The organism is Methylobacterium terricola (genome assembly GCF_006151805.1).
Taxonomy (GTDB): Bacteria; Pseudomonadota; Alphaproteobacteria; order Rhizobiales; family Beijerinckiaceae; genus Methylobacterium; species Methylobacterium terricola.
The window spans coordinates 19,926-42,951 of record NZ_VDDA01000010.1 but is presented as its reverse complement, the minus strand read 5'-3'; the positions used below and the strand labels follow the sequence as shown (position 1 = coordinate 42,951).

Genomic DNA, 23,026 nt, shown 5'->3' with positions numbered 1-23,026 from the left:
ATGGCCGTGACCGAGGATGTCGTCGCGCGGCTCGCCGATGAGGCGGGGATCGCCGCGGACTACACCGACGCCTTCGGCCAGCGCGTCGAGACCCCGCTCGACGTGCGCCGGGGCCTGCTCGCCGCCCTCGGGCTGCCGGCCGGCACCGAGGAGGAGGCGCGGGCGAGCCTGAGCCGCATCCACGCGCTGCGCCACGGGCTGGTGCCGCCGCTGGTCCCGGTCGAGGCGCGTCGCGCCGCCCGGGTGCCGGTGCGGCCGGGCCAAAGTTCTGGCCAAGGGTCTGGTCAAGGGGCTGGTCAAGCCGCCGGCACGGTGAGCTGGCGGGTCGTCGACGAACGCGGCACGGCCCGCGACGGGCGCGTGGCCTTGTCGTCCGAGACGCCCACGATCGAGCTGCCGCCGCTCACGCCCGGTTACCACCGCCTCACGGTGACGCTCGGCGACCGGCGCGCCGAGGCCACGGTGATCGCGGCCCCTCAGCGTTGCTGGCGCCCGCGGGCGCTCGGCGACGAGGGCGCGCGCGACTGGGGCCTCGCTGCCCAGCTCTACGGCCTGCGCTCCGAGACCAATCTCGGCATCGGCACCTACGCCGATGCCGGCAAGGCCGCCGCCGATGCCGGCGCGAGGGGCGCGGCGTTCCTCGGCTTGAGCCCGGTCCACGCCTTGTTCCCGACCGACCGGCAGAAGGTCTCACCCTATTCGCCGTCCTCGCGCCTGTTCCTCGAGACGCTGTTCATCGATCCGGCCACCTTGCCGGAACTCGCCGGCAGCCGGGCCGAGCGTCTGCTGAAGGACGCCGCCCCGGAGATCGCGCGGCTGCGCGACGCGTCCCTGGTGGATCACGCGGGCGTCTGGCACGTGCTCAGCCCGGTGCTCGAGGCCCTGTGGCAGGATTCGCCGGCCCGGGCCGGGCGGGACACCGAGTTCCTGGCGTTCCGCGCCACGGGTGGCGAGAACCTGGAGGCCCACGCGACTTTCGAGGCCCTGTCCGAGCATTTCGTCGGGCAAGGCGCCCATTGGCTCGGCGACTGGCCGGAGGCCTACCGACGCAACGGCACGCCGGAGGTGTCCGCCTTCGCCGAGGAGCATCAGGAGCGCGTCTCCTACCACGCCTGGCTGCAATTCCTCGCCGACCGCCAGCTCGCCCGGGCTGCCGCGCAGGGTCTCGCCTCGGGCATGCGCCTCGGGCTCTACCGCGACCTCGCGGTCGGCGCCGATCGCGGCGGCTCGGAGATCTGGTCGCATCCCGAGCGCTTCGCCGCCGGACTGTCGATCGGTGCGCCGCCGGACATCCTGGCGCCGAACGGCCAGGATTGGGGCCTGCCGCCCTTCGATCCGCTGGAATTGGAGCGCGACGGCCTCGCCGCCTTCCGGGCGCTGGTCCAGGCCAACATGCGGCACGCCGGCGCGATCCGCATCGACCACGCCTTCCAGCTCGCCCGGCTGTTCCTGATCCCGGTCGGCGGCGGCGCGAAGGGCGGCGCCTACGTGGCGATGCCGTTCGAGGCGATGCTGGCGGTCCTGCGCCTGGAGAGCCACCGGGCGAAGTGCCTCGTCATCGCCGAGGATCTCGGCACGGCGCCGGCCGGCTTCTCCGACGCGCTGATGCAGGCCGGCATCCTGAGCTACCGCATCCTCTCGTTCGAGCGGGGGGAGGGCGGCACCTTCAAGCGTCCGGCCGAGTATCCGCGCGACGCGCTCTGCGCCATCACCACCCACGACCTGCCGACCTTCGTCGGCTGGTGGCGCGGGGTCGATACCGAGCTGCGCCAGTCCCTCGGCCTCTACGATGCCGACCGGGCGGGAGCCGAGCGCGGGGAGCGGGTCAACGAGCGCCGGCGCCTGGCGGAGGCCCTGAACCAGGAGGGGCTCGTCCCGACGGCCGAGGTGCCGGACGAGCCGCCCTTCGAGGCCGCGGTGCGCTTCCTCGCCCGCGCCCCGTCGGTCCTGACCGCGGTGCAGTACGAGGACATCCTCGGCGAGGTCAGCCAGGCCAACATGCCGGGCGTCACCGAGGGCTACCCGAACTGGCGCCGCAAGCTCGACCGCGACCTCGATGCGATCGCGGCCCCGGGCGGGCCGCTCGCGAAGCTCGCCGCCTCGCTCTCTTCCGAGGAGCGCGGGCCGCGCTCGGGCGCCGCGCGCCTCGCCTCGCCGCCGCCGCGGGCGACCTACCGGCTGCAGTTCCACAAGGACTTCACCTTCGACCACGCGGCGAAGATCATCCCCTACCTGGCGAAGCTCGGCATCAGCCACGTCTATGCCTCGCCGATCCACAAGGCGCGGCCGGGCTCGATGCACGGCTACGACATCGTCGATCACCGCGAGATCAATCCGGAACTCGGCGGCGAGGAGGCGTTCATCCGCTTCAGCGACACGCTGAAAAGCCACGGCCTCAAGTTCCTGCTCGACATCGTGCCCAACCACATGGGCGTCGGCGGCGCCGACAACCCGTGGTGGCTCTCCGTGCTCGAATGGGGCGCCCTGTCGCCGGCCGCCGACGCCTTCGACATCGATTGGGGCCGGTTGGGCGCCCGCAACAAGCTCGTCGTGCCGTTCCTCGGCGACCGTTACGGCGAGGCCCTGGAGAAGGGCGACCTGAAGCTCGCCTTCGACGCGGAGGAGGGCGGCTTCAGCGTCTGGCACTTCGAGCACCGCTTCCCGGTCAACCCGCTGAGCTACCCGATCATCCTCGACCGGGCGCTCGCCGCCCTGCCGGAGGTCGGCGACGAAGGGTCGGCGGAGGTCCTGTCGATCTCCGAGCGCCTGCGCCGGATGGGCGACGAGACCAACCACGACCGTCTCGCCGCCTTCCCGGAGGAAGCGGAGGGGCTGAAGCGACGCCTCGCCCACGCGGTCGCGGTCTCGCCCAACCTCAAGACGGCGTTCGACCGGGCGGTGACGCTCGTCAACGGCTTCAAGGGCCATCCCGACAGCTTCGGGGCGCTTCACCGCATCCTCGAGGCCCAGGCCTACCGCCTCGCCCATTGGCGGGTCGCGGCGAGCGACATCAACTACCGCCGCTTCTTCGACGTGAACTCGCTCGCCGGGCTCAAGGTCGAGGACAGACGGGTGTTCGAGGGCGCGCACGAGATGCTGTTCCGCCAGATCCGCGAGGGGCGGATCGATGGGTTGCGCATCGACCACATCGACGGGCTCGCCGATCCGGCGGGCTATGCCCGCGCCCTCCAGGCGGCCCTCGGGCCGGGCTTCTACATCGTGGTCGAGAAGATCCTGGAGCCGGGCGAGAAGCTCCGGCCGTGGCCGATCGCCGGCACCACCGGCTACGACGTGCTCAACCAGATCGACGGGTTGTTCGTCGACCAGGACAAGCGCGACGCCGTCGCCGCGCTCTATGCCGGGGCGACCGGCATGGACGAGCCCTATGGCTGGCTGCTGCGCAACGTGAAGGGCGAGATCCTGGAGACCAGCTTCGCCAGCGAGCTGGAAGTCCTGACCTCGGACCTGAAGCAGGTGGCGGATGCCGACCGGCGTACCCGCGACTTCTCGGTCAACGCCCTGCGTCAGGCCCTGTCCGAGATCATCGCCCGCTTCCCGGTCTATCGCAGCTACCTGCCGCAGGAACTCGACGAGAACGAGATCGAGGCCGAGGACCTGAAGCTGATCGGCGACACGGTGCGCAAGGCCAAGCGCCGCTCCAGCCTGCCGGACCGCTCGGTGCACGACTTCGCGCAAGCGGTGCTCCTCGGTCGGCTCGACACGGACGGGCCCGGCCGGCCCGATCCGGAGGTGGTGCGCCGCTTCCGCCGCCGCTTCCAGCAGCTCACCGGCCCGGTGATGGCCAAGAGCCTGGAGGACACCCTGTTCTACCGCTTCGTCGAGCTGCTCGGGCTCAACGAGGTCGGCGGGGATCCGGGCGAGTACGGGCTGTCGGCGGAGCATTTCCATGCGCTCCAGGCCGCCCGTGCCCGCGACTGGCCGAACGCGATGATCACCACGGCCACCCACGACACCAAGCGTGGCGAGGATGCCCGCACGCGGCTCCTCGCCCTGTCGGAGGTGCCGGAGGAATGGGCCGAGGCCTGGGCCCTGTGGGGCCGGCTGGTCAAGCCGCACCTCTCCGAGGTCGAGGGCGAGGCGGCGCCGGATGCCAACGACCAGTGGATGTTCCTGCAGGCCATCCTCGGCGCCTGGCCGCTGGAGCTGCTGACCGACTCGCCCGACCCGAAGGATGTCGAGGACTTCCGCAAGCGGCTCGGCGCCTATGCCGAGAAGGCGATGCGCGAGGGCAAGCGCCGGTCGAGCTGGGTCAATGTCGACGAGGCCTATGAGGGCGCGGTCGCCAGGCTGTTCGACGCCCTGGTGGCGCCGGGCTCGGATTTCCTGCGCGAGTTCAAGCCCTTCGCCGAGCGGCTGGCGCGGGTCGGCATGGTGACGGGCCTCGCCCGCTCGGCGCTCAAATGCACCCTGCCGGGCCTGCCCGACATCTACCAGGGCACGGAGTTCTGGGACTTCTCCTTCGTCGATCCCGACAACCGCCGCCCGGTCGACTACGCCGAGCGCGAGGCGGCCCTCGGGCAGGACGTTCCGCTGGCAGACCTGCTGGCGTCGTGGCCGGACGGGCGGATCAAGCAGGCGGTGCTGGCCCGCCTGCTCGCCGACCGGGCGGAGCATCCGGGCTTCTACGCCGAAGCCGACTACGCCCCGGTCGCGGCCGAGGGGCGGGGGGCGGAGCGCCTCGTCGCGTTCCTGCGCCAGGACGCCACTGCGGGTTCGGAGGCCGGCGACCTGCTGGTCGCGGTGCCGCGCCGCGTCGCCGCCGAGGACGGCCCGCGCATGGCGGGCTCCTTCGCCGGCACGAGCCTGCCGGTGCCGGAGGGCAGCGTCTGGCGCGATCTGGTGACGGGCGACGAGGTGAGGTCCGAAGGCGGTCTGCTCCCGGTCGAGCGACTCTTCGCACGTCTCCCCCTGGCGGTTCTGCGCCACTCCGCCAGTTGAGACCCCGGCGCGGGGCATTCCGGCCCCGCGCCCGTTGGACGAGAGAGAGCAGGCAGGACCGGGCTGATGAACGTACCCCGCACCAGCACCAAGCCGGCGAAGCGCACCCGCGAGGTGACGCCGCTGCCGGCCACCCTGGCGCCGCTGGCGGCCGGACCGCGGATCTACAACCTGTTTCCCCTCCTGGTCGGCCGGGTCTCGGCCTGGACCGCCGAGCTGCCCCGCATCGCGGAGCTGGGCTTCGACTGGGTCTACCTCAACCCCTTCCACCAGGCCGGCGGCTCGCGCTCGCTCTACGCGGTCGCCGATGCCGACCGCCTCGACGAGCGCCTGCGCGACCTCGACGGCACGCCCGACGATGAGCAGATCCGCCGGTTCTGCGAGGCGGCGGCCGGGCACGGCCTGAAGATCATGACCGATCTGGTGGTGAACCACGCCGCCAATGACGGGAAGCTGGCGCATGAGCGCCCGGACCTGTTCGTGCGCGATGCATCCGGCGCGCCGGTGAGCCCGCACGCGGTCGATCCCGACGATCCGTCGAAGATCACCGTCTGGGGCGACCTCGCCGAGTTCGACTATGTCGGCTCCCAGTCCCGCACGGCGCTGACCGCGCTGTGGAACGGCTACATCGCCAAGCTCCAGGGGCTCGGTGTCGCCGGCTTCCGCTGCGATGCCGCCTACAAGGTGCCCCCGGACGTGTGGCGCAGCCTGATCGGCGCCGCCAAGGACCGCGACCACGCCGCGCTCTTTGCCGCCGAGACCCTGGGGTGCACCTTCGAGGAAGCGCGGGCGACGGCCGAGGCCGGGTTCGACTACCTGTTCAATTCCTTCGCCTGGTGGGACCTGAAGGCGCCGTGGGCGCTGGAGCAGTACGAGCGCCTGCGCATCCTGGCGCCGTCGATCGCCTTCCCGGAGAACCACGACATGCAGCGCCTCGCGGCGTCGCTGGAGGGCGGGCCGGACGCGGTGGCGGCGGAGCTGAAGAGCCGCTACGCGCTGGCCGCCTTCTTCTCGGCCGGCGTGCTGATGCCGATCGGCTACGAGTGGGGCTACGCCAAGCCGCTCCACGTGGTGGAGACCACCCCGGAGAGCCGCGAGCATCACACCGGCATCGACCTTTCGGGCTTCATCGCGGCGATCAACCGCCTGCGGGCCGACCTGCCGGCGGCCAATGTCGAGGGTGCGCAGTGGCGCCTGTCGGCGCCGGACGCTCCTTACGTGGCGCTGATCCGGATCGATACCGGCCATCCCGGTTCGGCCGAGAACGCCGTGATCGTGCTGCACAACCCGACCGACCGGCCGGTCGCGGTCGATCCGGCACCGCTGATCGCCGGCACCGGCGGCGAGTTCGGGCCGTTCCAGGACCTGACGCCCGAGGTTGCGCCCCTGGTCTTCCGGGCCGACCAGTCGATCGGCCTGGAGCCCCGCGCGGTCCGCATCCTCGCCGCAAGGCGCATCGCGGCCGTGCGCCGGCCGCGCCGCTCGACGCCGAGCGGCGAGGGGCGGGTGGTGATCGAGGCGGTGAGCCCGGAGATCGACGGCGGCCGGTCGGCGATCAAGCGGGTCGTCGGCGACCAAGTCCATGTCGACGCCGACATCTTCACCGACGGGCACGACGTCATCAACGCCGCGGTCCTGTCGCGCCTCGCCGGCGAGACCGAGTGGCGCCGCGACCCGATGCTGTTCGTCGACAACGACCGCTGGCACGGCCATTTCCCGCTCACCCGCAACGCCCGCTACGAGTACACGGTCGAGGCGTGGCGCGACGACTTCTCGTCCTGGCTGCGGGGGCTGGAGAAGAAGCGCAAGGCCGGCATCGACGTGCGGCTGGAGACGCAGGAGGGCGTCGGACTCGTCAAGCGCGCCGCGGCGCTTGCCGAGGGCAGCGACGCCGCTGCTCTGACCGCTCTCGTATCGGCGCTGGAGGCCGACGAGCCCGGTTCGGCCGTCCAGCTTCAGCGCCTGCTGGAGCAGACGGCGCTGATCCACCGCAACTCGGAGCGGGCGAACCTCTCGCGCTATCCCGTCGTGCTGGAGGTCTTCGCCGACCGGCTCGCCGCCCGGTTCTCGGCCTGGTACGAGATCTTCCCGCGCTCGCAATCCGGCGACCCGAGCCGTCACGGCACCTTCGACGACGTCATCGCCCGCCTGCCCGAGATCCGCGAGCTCGGCTTCGACGTGCTCTACTTCACCCCGATCCACCCGATCGGCCGCACCAACCGCAAGGGCAAGAACAATTCGCTGAAGGCGCAGGAGGGCGATGTCGGCTCGGTCTATGCCGTCGGCGCCGAGGAGGGCGGCCACGAGGCGGTGCATCCCGACCTCGGCACGATCGACGATTTCCGCCGCCTCGTCGCGGCGAGCCACGCCCACGGCATGGAAGTGGCGCTCGACTTCGCCATCCAATGCTCGCCGGACCATCCGTGGATCAAGCAGCATCCGGAATGGTTCGACTGGCGGCCCGACGGCACGATCAAGTTCGCCGAGAATCCGCCGAAGAAGTACGAGGACATCGTCAACGTCGACTTCTACCGCGAGGGCGCCGTCCCGTCGCTGTGGATCGAGCTGCGCGACATCATCGTCGGCTGGGTCGAGCTAGGGGCGAAGATCTTCCGGGTCGACAACCCGCACACCAAGCCGATCCCGTTCTGGGAATGGATGATCCGCGACGTCAACGACCGCTACCCGGACGTGCTGTTCCTCGCCGAGGCCTTCACCCGGCCTAAGATGATGAAGAAGCTCGCCAAGGCCGGCTTCCAGCAGAGCTACACCTACTTCACCTGGCGCAACACCAAGGACGAGCTGGCGGCCTACTCGACGGAGCTGGCCGGCGAGATGGGCGAGTATTACCGCCCGAACTTCTTCGCCAACACGCCGGACATCAACCCGGTCTTCCTCCAGACCAGCGGCCGTCCGGGCTTCATCATCCGGGGCACGCTTGCCGCGACGCTCTCGAGCGTCTACGGCATCTATAACGGCTTCGAATTGTGCGACGCCGCGCCGGTGCCCGGCAAGGAGGAGTACCTCGATTCCGAGAAGTACGAGCTGAAGGCCTGGGACTATTACCGGCCCGGCAACATCCGCGACCACATCATCGCGCTGAACCGCATCCGGCGTGAGAACCCGGCCCTGTGGGACTTCCGCAACGTGGTCTTCACCCCGGCCTGGAACGACCAGATCCTGGCCTATCTGCGGATGACGCCGTCCGGTGACAACGCGGTGTTCTGCATGGTCAACCTCGACCCGAGGAGCCGGCAGGAATGCACCTACGAGGTGCCGCTCTGGCAGCTCGGCCTGCCCGATGACGGCGCGGTCGAGGTTGAGGACCTCCTCCAGGGCTACAAGTTCGAGCTGCGCGGCAAGACCCACCGCATCGCCCTCGACCCGGCCGAGCGCTCAGTGGTGATCTGGCGCTTGCGCCGCCCGGACCGCCTTGCGGCCACCGGCGGCACGTGGCAGCACGGACCTGCCTGACCGGGCTCGTCCGGCGCGGGCGGCATCCCCGCCCGCGCCGACGTTCCAGGCCCCCCGAACTCTTCCCCGGCGCCCCGCGTTGAGCGTGAAGCCAACCGCCCGGCGCCACGACCCGATCGAATGAGGCTCTGACGCGATGATCGATCGCACCGATCCGCAATGGTACCGTGACGCCATCATCTACCAGGTGCACGTCAAGTCCTTCTTCGACGCGAACAACGACGGCATCGGCGACTTCGACGGCCTGACCGCGAAGCTCGACTACATCCGAGACCTCGGCGTGACGGCGATCTGGGTGATGCCGTTCTATCCCTCGCCCCTGCGCGACGACGGCTACGACATCGCGGATTATCGCGACATCAACCAGTCCTACGGCACGATGGACCAGTTCCGCACCTTCGTGGACGAGGCCCATGCCCGCGGCCTGCGGGTCATCACCGAACTCGTCATCAACCACACCTCGGACCAGCATCCCTGGTTCCAGCAGGCCCGCAACGCCCCGAAGGATTCGGAGTGGCGCGACTTCTACGTCTGGTCGGACACCGACGAGAAGTACACCGATACCCGCATCATCTTCCTCGACACCGAGGCCTCGAACTGGACCTGGGACCCGGTCGCCAAGGCGTATTACTGGCACCGCTTCTACTCGCACCAGCCTGACCTGAACTTCGACAACCCGAAGGTTCTGGACGCGGTGATCGAGGTGATGCGCTACTGGCTCGACATGGGGGTGGACGGGTTGCGCCTCGACGCGATCCCCTACCTGATCGAGCGCGACGGGACCAATTGCGAGAACCTGCCCGAGACCCACACGGTCATCAAGAAGATCCGCGCCGCCCTCGACGAGAGCTACCCCGACCGGATGCTGCTGGCCGAGGCCAACCAGTGGCCGGAGGAGACCGCGCAGTATTTCGGCGACGGCGACGAATGCCACATGGCGTTCCACTTCCCGCTGATGCCGCGGATGTACATGGCGATCGCGCAGGAGGACCGGCACCCGATCACCGACATCATGCGGCAGACGCCGGAGATCCCGGATGGCTGCCAATGGGCGATCTTCCTGCGCAACCATGACGAGCTGACGCTCGAGATGGTGACCGACAAGGAGCGCGACTACCTCTGGACCTTCTACGCCGCCGACCGGCGCGCCCGCATCAATCTCGGCATCCGCCGCCGCCTCGCGCCCCTGCTCGAGAACGACCGGCGCAAGATCGAGCTGATGAAATTCCTGGTCCTCTCGATGCCCGGCACCCCGGTGCTGTATTACGGCGACGAGATCGGCATGGGCGACAACATCTATCTCGGCGACCGCGACGGCGTGCGCACGCCGATGCAGTGGTCGCCGGACCGCAACGGCGGCTTCTCGCGCTCCGACCCGGCCCGGTTGTTCCTGCCGACGATCCAGGACCCGATCTACGGCTTCGACGCGGTCAACGTCGAGGCGCAGGCCCGCGCCCAGACCAGCCTGCTCAACTGGACAAGGCGGATGATCGCGATCCGCAACAACCACGTCTCGCTCGGACGCGGCGCCCTGCGATTCCTGTATCCGGACAACCGCAAGGTGCTGGCCTGGATTCGCGAGCACGACAACGAGCGCGTGCTCTGCGTCGCCAACCTGTCGCGGGCGCCGCAGGCGGTGCAGCTCGATCTCTCCGACCTGCGCACCGCGGTGCCGGTGGAGCTGACCGGCGGCACCTCGTTCCCGCCGATCGGCGACCTGCCGTACCTGCTGACCATGCCGGCCTACGGTTTCTACTGGTTCTCGCTCTCGACCGCGAATGCCGGCACGATGGGGCCGAGCCCCGAGGCGCCGGAGTTGTTCACCCTGGTGCTGACCGGCGGCGTCGAGACCCTGATGAAGGGCCGCGAGCGCCAGGCCTTCGAGCGCACCGTGGCGCCCCGCTTCATCGGCTCCCGGCGGTGGTTCGGCGCCAAGGGCACCCGCATCCGCGGGGTCGAGGTGGTGGACAGCGCGATCCTGCCGTCGACGACCGGGACCGGCGGGTTCCTGCTGCCGCGCATCGCCGTGTCGCTCGCCAATGGCGAGACGCAGGACTACTTCGTCCCGCTCGCCGTCGATGAGGGCCGCGAGGACGAGTCGCTGATGGACCACGCGGTCGCGCGGGTGCGCCGCGGTCCGCGGATGGGTCTCCTCTACGGGGCCGCCTCCTCGCCCGACTTCGCCCTCGCGATGGTCGAGGCGATCCGCAACGGCCGCGAGATCGCCTCCGAGAAGGGCCGCATCCGCTTCACGGCGACCTCGGCCTTCGACCCCGCGCTGGAGCTCGATCCGGCCGACATCCGCCGGCTCTCGGCGGAGCAGAGCAACACCTCGATCGCCTTCGGCTCGCGGGCGATGCTGAAGCTCCTGCGCCGGCTCCAGCCCGGCAGCCACCCGGAGGTCGAGGTCGGCCGCTTCCTCACCGAGGAGGCGGGGTTCAAGAACACCCCGGCGCTGCTCGGCGTGATCGAGCATGTCGGGGCCGACGGCACCGCCACGGCGCTCGGCCTTCTCCAGGCCTTCGTGCGCAACCAGGGCGATGCGTGGACCCTGATGCTCGAATACCTGCGCCGCGACCTCGACACGATCGTGCTGGTGCCCGAGAGCGAGGCGCATTCGCCGGAGGAGACCTTCGCCACGCATCTGCGCTGGGCCGGGCTGCTCGGCCAGCGCACCGCCGAGATGCACCGGGCGCTCGCTACCGAGACCGACGACCAGGCCTTCGCCGCCGAGCCGTTCACCGCGGACGACCTCGCGGCCCTCGCCGACGATACGAGGCGCCAGGCCGAGAAGGCCCTGCGGGCCTGCGGGTCGCTCGGCTTCACGGCGCCCGAGAGCGCACAGGAGGCCGCCGCCGCGATCGTCGCCGCCAAGACCGAGATCGAGGCGCTGATCGCGTCCTTGAGCCGGGAGGCACCGCAGGGTGCGCACCGCACCCGGATCCACGGCGATTACCATCTCGGCCAGGTGCTGGCCTCGCAGGACGATCTCATCATCGTCGACTTCGAGGGCGAGCCGTCGCGGCCGGTGGACGAGCGCCGGGCGAAGTCGACGCCGTTGCGCGACGTCGCCGGGATCCTGCGCTCGTTCGCCTATGGCGGCGAGACCGTGACCCGCGAGGTCTCGTCGCGCTTCGCGGAGGCGAGCGAGCGGGCGAGGACTGCCGTCGCCGCCTGGCGGGCGATGGTGAGCGGGGCCTTCCTCGAGGCCTACGCCGCCACCGTGCAGGGCAGCCGCGCCGCCGTCACCGACGACGCCACGCAGGAGCGGCTGCTGCGCCTCTGCCTGCTGCAGAAGGCGCTCTACGAGATCGATTACGAGGCCAACAACCGTCCGGACTGGATCGAGATCCCGGCCCGCGGCGTGCTGGCCATCCTGGCCGACCAGAAAGGTGCGTGACCCATGGACGACGAGACCAGCGCCCGGAAGCCGGCCGCTCGCCGGCGCCCCACCGACCGCAGCCTCGAGACGGGCATGACCGACGACGTGACAACGAAGGCCGTGAAGGCCGCCCTGGTGACGCCGGTGACCGCGAAGGCGAAGGCTGGCAAGCCCGCGGGCAAGGGCGCGGACGGCATCACGCCGAAGAAGGCTGCCGCGAAGACGGTGTCCTTGCGCGTCGCCGCCATGCAGGCGGCGGCCTCGCCCCGGGTCTCGGGGCCGGCCCCGACCCGGCCGGCGCGGCCGCCGGTGCCGGGCCGCGCCTACGCGGTCCATCCCGACGCCGTCGAGGCGATCATGCGGGCGGAGCACGGCGATCCCTTCGGGGTGCTCGGTCCGCACGAGACGGGGGAGGGCCAGTGGGAGGTCCGCGCGGTGCTGCCGGAAGCCCGCGCGGCGACGGTCGTCATCGGCGAGACCCGCGTGCCGATGGAGCGGCGCCATCCTGCCGGCTTCTTCGTCGCGAGCTTTGCGCATCCGCAGCGGCCCGATTACCGCATCGCGGTCGAGGGCTGGGACAACACCGAGCGCCTGCGGCGCGACCCCTACGAGTACGGCGCCACCCTCGATCAGCAGGAGATCGCCCTGCTGCGCGACGTCGGCAACGACGCCGTGCACCGGGTGCTCGGCGCCCACGCGGTCGAGATCGGCGGTACGCCGGGCTTCCGCTTCGCGGTCTGGGCGCCCAATGCCCGACGGGTCTCGGTGGTCGGCGACTTCAACGACTGGGATGGCCGGCGCCACCCGATGCGGCTGTGGCAGGATGGCGGCGTCTGGGAGCTGTTCATCCCCGAGCTGAAGAAGGGCGGCCACTACAAGTTCGAGATCAGCGGCCCCGACGGCGCGGTGCTGCCGCTCAAGGCCGACCCGGTCGCCTTCGCGGCGCAGCAGCCGCCCGAGACCGCGTCCCGCCTCGAAGGCCTGCCGTCACCGGTCTGGCGCGACCAGGCCTGGATGCAGAGCCGCAACGCCCTCGACCATCGCCACGGTCCGATCTCGATCTACGAGGTCCATCTCGGTTCGTGGGCGCGGGTGCCGGAGGAGGGCAACCGCTACCTCACCTATCGCGAGCTCGCCGAGCGGCTGATCCCCTACGCCAAGGAGATGGGCTTCACCCATATCGAACTGTTGCCGATCACCGAGCATCCGTTCGACGGGTCCTGGGGCTACCAGCCGGTCTCGCTCTACGCGCCGACCAGCCGCTTCGGCTCGCCGGAGGACTTCTCGGAGTTCGTCAACGCGGCGCACGAGGCCGGCATCGGCATCCTGCTCGACTGGGTGCCGGGCCATTTCCCGCTCGATGCCCACGGTCTCGGCCAGTTCGACGGCACCCACCTTTACGAGCATGCCGATCCGCGGCAGGGCTTCCACCAGGATTGGGGCACCTACATCTACAATTTCGGGCGCACCGAGGTCTCGGCCTTCCTGGCCTCGAACGCCCGGTTCTGGCTCGAGCACTACCACCTCGACGGCTTGCGGGTCGATGCGGTCGCGTCGATGCTGTACCTCGACTACTCGCGCCGGGCGGGCGAGTGGATCCCGAACCAGTACGGCGGCAACGAGAACCTCGAAGCCATCGATTTCCTGCGCAAGACCAACGAGGCGACCTACGCGCACGCCCCCGGCACGATGACGGTGGCGGAGGAATCGACCTCCTGGCCCGGCGTCTCGCACCCGACCTATACCGGGGGCCTGGGCTTCGGCTTCAAGTGGAACATGGGGTGGATGCACGACACCCTGCGGTTCATCTCGAAGGAGACGGTGCATCGCCGCTACCACCACCACGACCTGACCTTCGGCCTGCTCTACGCCTTCTCCGAGAACTTCATCCTGCCGCTGTCCCATGACGAGGTGGTGCACGGGAAAGGCTCGCTGCTCGGCAAGATGCCGGGCGACCGATGGCAGAAATTCGCGAATCTTCGCGCCTATTTCGGCTTCATGTGGGGCCATCCGGGCAAGAAGCTCCTGTTCATGGGCGGCGAGTTCGGCCAGGAGAAGGAGTGGAACCACAACCAGAGCCTCGACTGGCACCTGCTGGACGATCCGTTCCATGCCGGCCTGAAGGCTTTGGTGCGCGACCTCAACCATCTCTACGCCGCGACCCCGGCGCTCCACGCCCGCGACACCGAGGCCGCCGGCTTCCAGTGGCTGGTGTCGGACGACGCAGAGAACAACGTCATCGCCTGGGCCCGCAAGGGCCGCGAGCCGGGCGAGATCGCGGTCGTGGTGTCGAACTTCACCCCCGTGGCGCGGCACGGCTACCGCATCGGCGTGCCGATGGCCGGCCATTACCGCGAGGCGTTCAACTCGGATGCCGAGGGGTATGGCGGCAGCAATGTCGGCAATTACGGCGGGGTCGATGCGGTGGCGGAGGCCTCGCACGGCCAGGACCACTCGCTGACCCTGTCGCTGCCGCCGCTGGCGACCCTGATCCTGGTGCGGCAGGGGTGACGCGGTAGAGCGGGGGACAAGCCCGGCGCAGGATCCGCTCTCCCGTGGGGGAAGGGGGATCCTGCGCTTGATGAAGACTCGATGGCCCTGTCGTGTAAGTCGAACGATCCGTCACCTGAACATTGATGGTGAACACCCGTACTCCGTATCTGCGGCATAGATCCGCTTAACCGAGAAACCCGAAGCCGCTTCGGCCCGCCACCCCCGATCTGCTATGAAGTGCCGGCGATCGAGACGAGGGGCGTTCACTCCATGTTGACGGCGTTGTCCAAGCAGTTGATGCCGCCATGGATGCAGTCCATGGCGCGGCGAGCCAAGTTGGAGCGCTCGCTCAAGACCTTCGAGCGGCGCGTGGCGACCCACCGCTTCGGCGGGGTCGAACTCAAGGTCAGCCTCTGCGATCCGGTCGGCGAGGAATGGTACGACCATGATTCCGGCAATCTCGCCGAGATCACCTTCTTCAAGGAGAGCGGTGCGCTGAAGGACGGCGCGGTGGTGTTCGACCTCGGCGCGCATCAGGCGGTCGTGGCCCTGCAGCTCGCCACCCATGTCGGACCTCAGGGGCGGGTCGTGGCCCTGGAGGCCAACCCGCACAATGCCCGGGTCGCCAACGAGAACGTCGCCCTCAACGGCGCCCGCAACCTGACGGTCCTGCATGCCGCCGCGGCGAGCCAGGACGGCACCCTCGAATTCAACGAGAGCCTGAACGGCCAGGTCGATGGCGGCGCCGGCACCCACGGCAAGGTCAAGGTGGCCTGCCGCTCGATCGACAGCCTCGTGCGGGAATTCGGCACGCCCGACATCGTCTATGTCGATGTCGAGGGTTTCGAATGTGCGGTGCTGGATGGGGCCGCCGCGTCGCGCGACCGGATCCCGAACTGGTTCGTCGAGGTCCATGGCGGCGCCGGCCTGGAGAAGTTCGGCGGCTCGGTCGACCGGCTGCTCGGCTACTTCCCCGCCGACCGGTTCAAGCGCCATTTCTGCCGCTCGGACGAAGGGCCGTTCATCCCCCTGAGCGAGACCGGCTCGCTGGAAGGCACGCGCTGGTTCTTCATCGCGACGCGGATCTGACATCCGACCGCTCCGGCTTTGTGCCGGAGCGTACCGCCTGCCCCAGCTCCGGCTTTATGCCGGAGCGTTCCGCTTGCCTCAGCCCCGGCTTGCGTCGGAGCGTTCCGCTTGCGATGCCTTGGGTCTCCCCGTCACGATGGTTGAGACTCGCATGTCCGTCACGCCTCTGCCCGACACGATGCCGCCGGTGAGCCGCGAGGCGGCCGGGGTGCTGCCGAGCGGCATCGGCGAACTGGTGGCCTACGGCGTCGAGCGGCCCGGCCTGATCCCGCTCTGGGTCGGGGAGGGCGACCGGCCGACGCCCGCCTTCATCGCCGAGGCGGCGCACCGTGCGCTCCGCGACGGGGCCACGTTCTACACGCGGATGCTCGGCATTCCGCCCTTGCGCGAGGCCCTGGCCGAGTACGTCTCGCGGCTCTACGGTGATGCGGTCGGCCCCGAGCGGTTCTTCGTGACCGTCGGCGGCATGCACGCCTTCCACACCGCGATCCGAATCGCCGCCGAGCCCGGCGACGAGGTGGTGCTACCGACGCCGACCTGGTCGAATTTCTTCGGCGCCGTCGCCATGCAGGGCGCGCGGCCCGTCCCGGTCCCGATGCAGTTCGACGCGTCGGCCGGCTGGAGCCTCGACATCGCCCGGATCGCCGCGGCGATCACCCCCCGCACCCGGGCGATCGTCCTCAACACCCCGGCGAACCCGACCGGCTGGGTCGCGACCAGGGGAGACCTCGCGGCGGTCCTGGAGGTCGCCCGCCGCCACGACCTGTGGATCGTCGCCGACGAGATCTACGGCCGGTTCTCCTTCGACGCTTCTCACGAGGCGGCGGGCCGCGCGCCGTCGATCCGCGACGTCTGGCAGCCCGAGGACCGCGGCCGCGTGCTGTTCGTCCAGACCTTCTCGAAGAACTGGGCGATGACCGGCTGGCGGGTCGGCTGGCTCGAGGGACCGGCCTCGATCGGGCGCATCGTCGACGGGCTGATCCTCTATGGCACGTCGGGCGTCGCGACCTTCCTGCAGCACGCCGCGATCACGGCGATCCGGGACGGGGAGTCGCTCGTCGCCGAGCAGATCGCGCAGGCGAGGGCCGGCCGCGCCATCGTGTGCGATGCGCTCTCCGCCCTGCCGGGCATCGAGCTGCCCGCGCCACCCGGCGCGTTCTATGCCTTCCCGCGGGTGCCGTCCGAGCCGGACGATGTGCGCCTCGCCAAGCGCATCGTCGACGAGGCGAATGTCGGCCTGGCTCCTGGTTCGGCCTTCGGGGCCGGCGGCGAGGGCTTCCTGCGGCTCTGCTTCGCCCGCTCGGCGGCGGATCTGACCGAGGCGATGCGCCGGATGGTGCCGGTGTTGCGGGAGCGATAGCCACGTCCCGCGCCTCTCGCCACCGCTCGACGTCATCCCGCGATCCGGTTCGCGACGCCGGGATGACGGCGAGACCGGCCAAGGCCTCAGCGCTTGCGCACGAATTCCGTGCGCAGCACCAGTCCCTTGATGGTGTCGTGGCGGCAATCGATCTCGTCGTCGCTGCTCGTCAGCCGGATCGAGCGGATCACCGTGCCCTGCTTGAGGGTCTGGTTGGCGCCCTTGACCTTCAGGTCCTTGATCAGGGTCACGGAGTCGCCGTCGCTCAGGAGGTTGCCGGATGCGTCGCGCACCTCGCGGGTTGCGGCGGCCGTCATCTCGCTGGCCGGGCGCCACTCGCCCGTCGCCTCGTCGTACACGTAGTCGTCGTTTGCACCCGTCACGCCCGTCCGTCCTCCGTTGCGCCGGCGTTGTCGCCGACCGGGGCGGTCCGCCGCAAGGGACCTTGGGTCAGATCACCGGCAGACCGCGCTGCTTGGCCTCCTCGGCGGGCTCGACGTGGATCGTCACCACGGCGCCGGCCACCGCGCCCTCGATCGCCGCCTCGAGCCTGTCGCAGATCGCGTGCGATGCGGCCACGGTCATCTCGCCGGGCACCACGAGGTGGAAGTCGATGAAGGTGACCTGTCCGGCATGGCGGGTGCGCACGTCGTGGGCCTCCAGCGCGCCCTCGCCGTGCTCGGAGATCAGCCGGCGGATTTGCCCCACCATCTCGGCCGGGGCCGCCTGGTCCATCAGGCCGTTGACCGAATCGCGCACCATCGTGCCGCCCGACCACAGGATGTTGACCGCCACCAAGGCGGCGATGATCGGGTCGAGGATCAGCCAGCCGGTGGAGGTGGCCAGCCCCAGGCCGATCAGCACGCCGCCGGAGGTGAACACGTCGGCGAGCACGTGCTTCCCGTCCGCCATCAGGGCCGGCGAGCGCCAGTCGCGGCCGCGGCGGACCAGCACCACGCCCCAGACCAGGTTGATCACCGTGGCGAGGCCGTTCACCGCGACGCCGACCAGCGGCGCGTCCAGGGCTTTCGGCGCCAGGACGGCGTCGTAGGCGTCGCGCAGGATCACCACCGCTGCCACGATGATGAGCGCGCCCTCGATCACCGCCGAGAAATACTCGGCCTTGTGATGGCCGTAAGGGTGATTCTGGTCGGCCGGCTGGGCGGCAACGCGCAGGGCCACGAAGGCCGTCATCGCCGCCACCACGTTGATGATGCTCTCGAGCGCATCCGAGTACAGCGCGAGGCTTCCGGTGATCCACCACGCCCCGAACTTGAGGGCGAGCACCAGGAGACCGACCCCGGCGCTGGCGAGGGCGGCGGCTTGCGCGCGTTCCATGACGATGATCCGGTTGGGTCGGTGCCGCGGCGCGTCGGACGCCGCCGCGGCGCGGCGCCGCTCCCATAAGGCGGCCCATCCCGGAAGGCCACGGCACAGGTCATAGCCCGGGCTAAGACCTGGAAGCGCGGCTATTCCTCTCGGTCACCCGACGGCCGGGCGGGCCGGGGCACGGGCCTGCTCGCGCAGGCGGCTCACCTGCGCCCGCGCCCGGGCCACGGCGGCCTTGCGGGCGTAATGCTGGCGCATGAAGCCGAAGCGGGCGGACGCCGCGAGGCTCTCCAGCCGCTCCGCCTCGCAGTCCCACCAGACGACGAGTTCGGCATCGAGGGTCGGATGGCTCGGCATGTCGGGAACTCCTCGAACGACGCCGTTCCAGATGGGGCGTCGCGGGCCGCCGCGCCACCGCTGTCCAGGTGCAAGGCACCGCGAAGAGCCGCGGATGGTGCGGGAAGCGCCCCATCGTCGGCCCGACGAAGGCCCGGACGGCGAGGCGACGCGGCGTGGGCCCTCGGCTGGGGCGCATGCCCCATTGATCCGGCGGCGGAATCCTGGCTGAAGGGCCGCATGCGCGTGGACCTGTTCGATTTCGACCTGCCGGAGGAAAGCATCGCCCTTCGGCCCGCGGTGCCGCGGGACGGCGCTCGCCTGATGCTGCTGCACCCGGGCAGCCCCCCGGAGGATCGGGTGGTGCGCGACCTGCCCGGCCTGTTGCGGCCCGGCGACGTGCTGGTCTTCAACGATACGAGGGTGATCCCGGCCCGGCTGCACGGCCTGCGCCACCGGCCGGAGGGCACCAGGGTGCGGGTCGAGGCGATGCTGCACCTGCGGGAGGGCCCGGATCGCTGGCGCGCCTTCGCGCGCCCGGCCAAGCGCCTGCGGGTCGGCGACCGGGTCAGCTTCGGGGGAGCCGGGGAGGGCGAGACCTGCGCGCTCACCCGCCTCGACGCCACGATCGTCGAACGCGGGGAGGGGGGCGAGACGACCTTCGCGTTCGATCTCTCGGGGCTGGCCCTCGACGAGGCGGTGGCCGCTCTGGGCGAGCTGCCGCTGCCCCCCTACATCGCCGCCAAGCGCCCGACCGACGCGCAGGATGCCGCCGATTACCAGACCGTCTACGCCCGGCAGCCCGGCGCCGTGGCGGCTCCGACTGCCGGCCTGCACTTCACGCCCGGATTGCTGGCGTCGTGCGCCGCCGCCGGCCTGGCGCAGGTCCGGGTGACGCTGCATGTCGGCGCCGGCACCTTCCTGCCGGTCAAGGCCGACGACACCGACGAACACCGGATGCACGCCGAGGTCGGCGAGATCACCCCCGAGGCCGCCGAGGCGCTCAACCGGGCCCGCGCGGCGGGCGGGCGCATCGTCGCGGTCGGGACCACGGCGCTTCGGCTCCTCGAGAGCGCCGCCGCGCCGGACGGGACGATCCGGCCCTGGACCGGCGCCACCGACATCTTCATCACCCCGGGCTACCGCTTCCGCGCGGTCGACGCGCTGATGACGAACTTCCACCTGCCGCGCTCGACCCTGTTCATGCTCGTCTCGGCCTTTGCCGGGCTCGACGCGATGGGGGCGGCCTACGCGGCCGCGATACAGCGCGGCTACCGCTTCTATTCCTACGGCGATACCAGCCTGCTTTTCCGGGCGGAGACGCAATGACCGACCAGTTCAGCTTCACCGTGGCGGCGACCGACGGCTCGGCCCGCACCGGCGAGATCCGGATGCCGCGGGGCGTCATCCGCACCCCGGCCTTCATGCCGGTCGGCACCGCCGGTACCGTCAAGGCGATGTATCCCGAGCAGGTGAAGGCCCTCGGCGCCGACGTGGTGCTCGGCAACACCTACCACCTGATGCTGCGCCCCGGCGCCGAGCGGGTCGCTCGCCTCGGCGGCCTGCACGCCATGATGCAGTGGCCCTACCCGATTCTGACCGATTCCGGCGGCTTCCAGGTCATGTCGCTGGCGGGCTTGCGCAAGCTCGACGAGACCGGGGTGCGGTTCCAGTCGCATCTCGACGGCTCGACGCATCTGCTCAGCCCCGAGCGCTCGATCGAGATCCAGGGCCTGCTCGGCTCCGACATCCAGATGCAGCTCGACGAATGCGTGCGCCTGCCGGCGCCCGAATCGGCGATCGAGAGCGCCATGCGCCTCTCCCTGCGCTGGGCGGAACGCTGCCGCATCGCCTTCGGCGACCAGCCCGGCAAGGCGATGTTCGGCATCGTGCAGGGCGGCGACATCCCGGCGCTCCGCGTCGAGAGCGCGAAGGCGCTGGTCGATCTCGACCTCAAGGGCTACGCCGTCGGCGGTCTCGCGGTCGGCGAGCCGCAGGCGACGATGCTGGCGATGATCGAGACCGTCGAGCCGCACCTGCCGACCCACAAGCCGCGCTACCTGATGGGCGTCGGCACGCCGGACGACATCGTCCAGGCGGTGAGCCGCGGCATCGACATGTTCGACTGCGTGATGCCGACCCGGGCCGGCCGCCACGGCATGGTCTATACCCGCCACGGCCGCCTCAACCTGCGCAACGCGCGCTTTGCCGAGGACAACACCCCCCTCGACCCGGAATCGACCTGCCCGGCGGCCAACCTCTACAGCAAGGCCTACCTGCATCACCTCGTCCGCGCCGGCGAGATCTTGGGGATGATGCTGCTGACCTGGAACAACCTGTCCTATTACCAGGACCTGATGGCGGGCCTGCGCGCGGCCATCGCCGCCGGACGGCTCCAGGACTTCATCGGCGAGACCCGGGAGGGGTGGCAGAAGGCCGAGCGCGACCGGGCGGCGTGAGCCGTCAATGCTCCGGTGCGCGCGGCGCCGCGAGCACCCGGTAGAACCCCTCCGGGTCGTCGCGGCGCTCGTCCACCGCCCGGCGCAGGGCCTCGACGATGCGCGTGGCGATCGGCAGGCGGTAGTGGAGGGCGTCCCAGTAATTGGTGTCGTCCCGCGTCACGGTGGACGGGATGCGGAAATCGACCAGCGTGGCGCCGCGCCGCCGGGCGATTTCGGCCACCCGCGCCTTGCAGGCGGCCTCTCGCGCCGCCCCGGCGCTGCCGAGCCGGGGTTGCGCCGCCACGTTGACCGGCATGAAGGCGACGAGCTTGAGCCCGCCGGCCGGTACGAGGCCGAGAAGCTCGTCGAGCCAGGCCAGCGCCGGCGTCGCGGGATCGGCCTCGGGCGCGCCCTCCGAGGGGGGGGCGTCGCCATGGATGTGGGAAGCGGCCCGCGCCGCGTCGTAGAGCGATTCCGGCGGGGTGAAGACCTCGTAGCCGTCGCCGCGGATCCGCGCCTTCATCCGCCCGAGACGATGGAACAGAGCCCGTCCGGCGATCTCCGCGCTCTGCTGGTTCCACTGGTGGAACACGGCGCTCCAGGCCAGCGGCTCTCGGTACAGCCAGGGCGGGAAGGCCCGGAAGGTCAGGCGCTTGCGGTCGGCATCGGCCTCGCACCAGGGTGCGTCGAGGCCGAACAGAACCGCCGTCGCGGGAGCCCGGGCGAGGAACAGCCGGGCGAGCTGCGTCTGCTCCCAGGGTGTCGCCGCGTTCATGGCGAGATTGGCGAAATGCCCGCCGAAGGCCCGGTCGAGGGCGTGCGGGTCGAGAAGGCGGGCGGTCGAGGTGCCGAAGACCGCCGCGTCGAACGCCCCGCCGCGCACCACCTGCGGGTACATGAAGCGCTGGTTGAGATCCATGATCGGTCCCGGCGCCCGGCCCGGAGCGGCCCGCAGGCCGTAGGGATCGAGGAGGGCGACGAAGGCGAGCACGGCGAGACCCAGCAGCCCGGCGACGCCGACGAGGAGGCCGGCAAAGAGCGTCCACGGCGCGGCGGGATCGGGAGGCGGTGCGGAATCTGCGGGCATCGGGGCACGGCGTCTGTGGGCGGCGGTGGTCTCCCGGTTGACCCGGCCGCGTCAACCCCCTATGTCCGCGACTGCTCCGAACAGGACCAGGGCCGGCCCCACCAGCGCCGCGCCGTCATCCCCGGGAGCGGGCGCGTAGCTCAGCTGGTAGAGCAACGGACTTTTAATCTGTAGGTCCTGGGTTCGAGTCCCAGCGCGCTCACCACGTCTTCCAGTTCGACGAAATTCCTCGATCGAGGCCGACGCTCCATCCTCCGGAATCCCGTCGTGTCGCCGATGCGGATGCTCCGCTGGCGTCCCGGACCAATGACAATGGGGCGTTGGACACCGACATGTCTCTCACGAGACGCATCTTCGTTGACGCTGCACCTCAGCCATGCAAGGAGCCATCGCCCAGTTTCTCTGGAGGGGCAATGTCGGGGAATGATGCGCTCATGAAAGCCTTGGCTGATGTGAGCGAGCGGAGAGCCGCGCTCGAGGTCGAGTACGAGCGCATCGGTGCCGAGCTCGCCAAGCTCCGGCTCGCTGAAAACGCGCTCCGGGCGATCGTTGAGGATACGCCGATCGAGGATCTCGGCCTGTCGCTGCCATCCGCCGGGCCAGCCTCCGCCCCTGACCGGGGCGAGCCCCGGGCGGGCGGGCGGCGTGGTCCGCGCGGTCCGCGCGCCAACTCGACCAAGGGCCGCCTCAAGGCGCTGATCGATGGCGCGGGGCCGCAGGGCCTGTCGCAGCCGCAGATCCTGCGTGCCCTGCCCGACGCGGCACCGGCCACGATCAATGCCTATCTCAGCGCCATGGTCACCGCCGGCGAGGCATTGCAGGTCGGCAACTTCTACACCAAGACCCGGACCCGGGACGACGCGGCCGATGACCAGGACGAGGCCGACGTTCAGGACGAGGCCGAGGACGAGGACGCCTTCGAGGGCGACGGCGACGGCCGGGACGACGAGACCGGTCCGTCCGACAAGGCGTGAGCGCGTCCGCCGCGTGCGCCCGCGCACCGGCCGGCAAGGGAGAAGCGCCCATATCCGGGCCACACCCGGCGGATTTCTCGCCGCGTCCCGCGCGGGCGCGAC

At 70.5% G+C, this 23,026-nt stretch carries 13 protein-coding genes and 1 tRNA gene; 10 read left to right on the top strand and 4 right to left on the bottom strand.

Going from position 1 to position 23,026, the window contains the following annotated elements; genetic code table 11:
* The 6 genes from FF100_RS20490 (at position 1) to FF100_RS20465 (ending at position 16,757) form a co-directional block, all read left to right on the top strand.
* On the top strand, positions 1-4,959 hold the full coding sequence (locus FF100_RS20490) for a malto-oligosyltrehalose synthase (RefSeq protein ID WP_139037595.1): 4,959 nt from the start codon (positions 1-3) through the stop codon (positions 4,957-4,959).
* A gap of 66 nt (positions 4,960-5,025) precedes the next feature.
* Complete coding sequence (locus FF100_RS20485; RefSeq protein ID WP_139037594.1) at positions 5,026-8,433, top strand: maltotransferase domain-containing protein; 3,408 nt, start codon at positions 5,026-5,028, stop codon at positions 8,431-8,433.
* A gap of 136 nt (positions 8,434-8,569) precedes the next feature.
* Positions 8,570-11,833: a maltose alpha-D-glucosyltransferase gene (treS, locus tag FF100_RS20480; RefSeq protein WP_139037593.1), complete on the top strand. Its 3,264-nt coding sequence runs from the start codon at positions 8,570-8,572 to the stop codon at positions 11,831-11,833.
* Positions 11,834-12,061: 228 nt separating this feature from the next.
* A complete protein-coding gene (gene glgB / locus FF100_RS20475; protein ID WP_425463332.1) occupies positions 12,062-14,326 on the top strand; it encodes a 1,4-alpha-glucan branching protein GlgB in 2,265 nt (754 codons plus the stop codon).
* Between the two features lie 300 nt (positions 14,327-14,626).
* On the top strand, positions 14,627-15,397 hold the full coding sequence (locus tag FF100_RS20470) for an FkbM family methyltransferase (RefSeq protein ID WP_171070273.1): 771 nt from the start codon (positions 14,627-14,629) through the stop codon (positions 15,395-15,397).
* Positions 15,398-15,548: 151 nt separating this feature from the next.
* Positions 15,549-16,757, top strand: a complete 1,209-nt coding sequence (locus FF100_RS20465) for a pyridoxal phosphate-dependent aminotransferase (RefSeq protein ID WP_139037591.1) — start codon at positions 15,549-15,551, stop codon at positions 16,755-16,757.
* A gap of 86 nt (positions 16,758-16,843) precedes the next feature.
* Here FF100_RS20465 and FF100_RS20460 read toward each other — a convergent pair whose 3' ends face one another.
* The 3 genes from FF100_RS20460 to FF100_RS20450 all read right to left on the bottom strand — a co-directional run bounded on the left by FF100_RS20460 (position 16,844) and on the right by FF100_RS20450 (position 18,443).
* Positions 16,844-17,074, bottom strand: a complete 231-nt coding sequence (locus tag FF100_RS20460; RefSeq protein WP_425463331.1) for an alkylphosphonate utilization protein — start codon at positions 17,072-17,074, stop codon at positions 16,844-16,846.
* 133 nt (positions 17,075-17,207) lie between these two features.
* Positions 17,208-18,095 carry a cation diffusion facilitator family transporter gene (locus FF100_RS20455; RefSeq protein ID WP_139037589.1) on the bottom strand — a complete coding sequence of 296 codons (888 nt, stop codon included), beginning with the start codon at positions 18,093-18,095 and terminating at the stop codon, positions 17,208-17,210.
* A gap of 144 nt (positions 18,096-18,239) precedes the next feature.
* Positions 18,240-18,443, bottom strand: a complete 204-nt coding sequence (locus FF100_RS20450) for a hypothetical protein (protein WP_139037588.1) — start codon at positions 18,441-18,443, stop codon at positions 18,240-18,242.
* A 219-nt stretch (positions 18,444-18,662) separates the two neighbouring features.
* Here FF100_RS20450 and queA point away from each other — a divergent pair, with 219 nt between their 5' ends.
* On the top strand, positions 18,663-19,751 hold the full coding sequence (queA, locus tag FF100_RS20445; protein WP_139037587.1) for a tRNA preQ1(34) S-adenosylmethionine ribosyltransferase-isomerase QueA: 1,089 nt from the start codon (positions 18,663-18,665) through the stop codon (positions 19,749-19,751).
* Entirely contained in the window at positions 19,748-20,881 is a 1,134-nt protein-coding gene (gene tgt / locus FF100_RS20440) for a tRNA guanosine(34) transglycosylase Tgt (protein WP_139037586.1), read from the top strand. Before queA ends, tgt begins: the two co-directional genes overlap by 4 nt.
* Before the next feature lie 4 nt (positions 20,882-20,885).
* On the opposite strand, the gene FF100_RS20435 is transcribed toward tgt, so the two are convergent.
* Positions 20,886-21,950, bottom strand: coding sequence for a hypothetical protein (locus tag FF100_RS20435; protein WP_139037585.1), 1,065 nt, complete (start codon positions 21,948-21,950; stop codon positions 20,886-20,888).
* Positions 21,951-22,079: 129 nt separating this feature from the next.
* On the opposite strand from FF100_RS20435, the gene FF100_RS20430 reads away from it, so the two are divergent.
* Both FF100_RS20430 and FF100_RS20425 read left to right on the top strand, forming a co-directional pair.
* Positions 22,080-22,155: transfer RNA gene (locus tag FF100_RS20430), tRNA-Lys, on the top strand.
* A 229-nt stretch (positions 22,156-22,384) separates the two neighbouring features.
* Positions 22,385-22,924 (top strand): hypothetical protein, encoded by a 540-nt coding sequence (locus FF100_RS20425; RefSeq protein ID WP_342779016.1) that lies wholly within the window; start codon positions 22,385-22,387, stop codon positions 22,922-22,924.
* The last annotated feature ends 102 nt before the right edge of the window (positions 22,925-23,026 follow it).

Coding starts and splice junctions, on each gene's coding strand:
- FF100_RS20455 (WP_139037589.1), bottom strand. CDS start 18,095: ATGGAACGCGCGCAAGCCGCCGCCCTCGCCAGCGCCGGGGTCGGTCTC.
- tgt (WP_139037586.1), top strand. CDS start 19,748: ATGACCGACCAGTTCAGCTTCACCGTGGCGGCGACCGACGGCTCGGCC.
- glgB (WP_425463332.1), top strand. CDS start 12,062: ATGCAGGCGGCGGCCTCGCCCCGGGTCTCGGGGCCGGCCCCGACCCGG.
- queA (WP_139037587.1), top strand. CDS start 18,663: ATGCGCGTGGACCTGTTCGATTTCGACCTGCCGGAGGAAAGCATCGCC.
- FF100_RS20470 (WP_171070273.1), top strand. CDS start 14,627: ATGGCGCGGCGAGCCAAGTTGGAGCGCTCGCTCAAGACCTTCGAGCGG.
- FF100_RS20425 (WP_342779016.1), top strand. CDS start 22,385: ATGAAAGCCTTGGCTGATGTGAGCGAGCGGAGAGCCGCGCTCGAGGTC.
- FF100_RS20450 (WP_139037588.1), bottom strand. CDS start 18,443: ATGCCGAGCCATCCGACCCTCGATGCCGAACTCGTCGTCTGGTGGGAC.
- treS (WP_139037593.1), top strand. CDS start 8,570: ATGATCGATCGCACCGATCCGCAATGGTACCGTGACGCCATCATCTAC.
- FF100_RS20490 (WP_139037595.1), top strand. CDS start 1: ATGGCCGTGACCGAGGATGTCGTCGCGCGGCTCGCCGATGAGGCGGGG.
- FF100_RS20485 (WP_139037594.1), top strand. CDS start 5,026: ATGAACGTACCCCGCACCAGCACCAAGCCGGCGAAGCGCACCCGCGAG.
- FF100_RS20465 (WP_139037591.1), top strand. CDS start 15,549: ATGTCCGTCACGCCTCTGCCCGACACGATGCCGCCGGTGAGCCGCGAG.
- FF100_RS20460 (WP_425463331.1), bottom strand. CDS start 17,074: ATGACGGCCGCCGCAACCCGCGAGGTGCGCGACGCATCCGGCAACCTC.
- FF100_RS20435 (WP_139037585.1), bottom strand. CDS start 21,950: ATGCCCGCAGATTCCGCACCGCCTCCCGATCCCGCCGCGCCGTGGACG.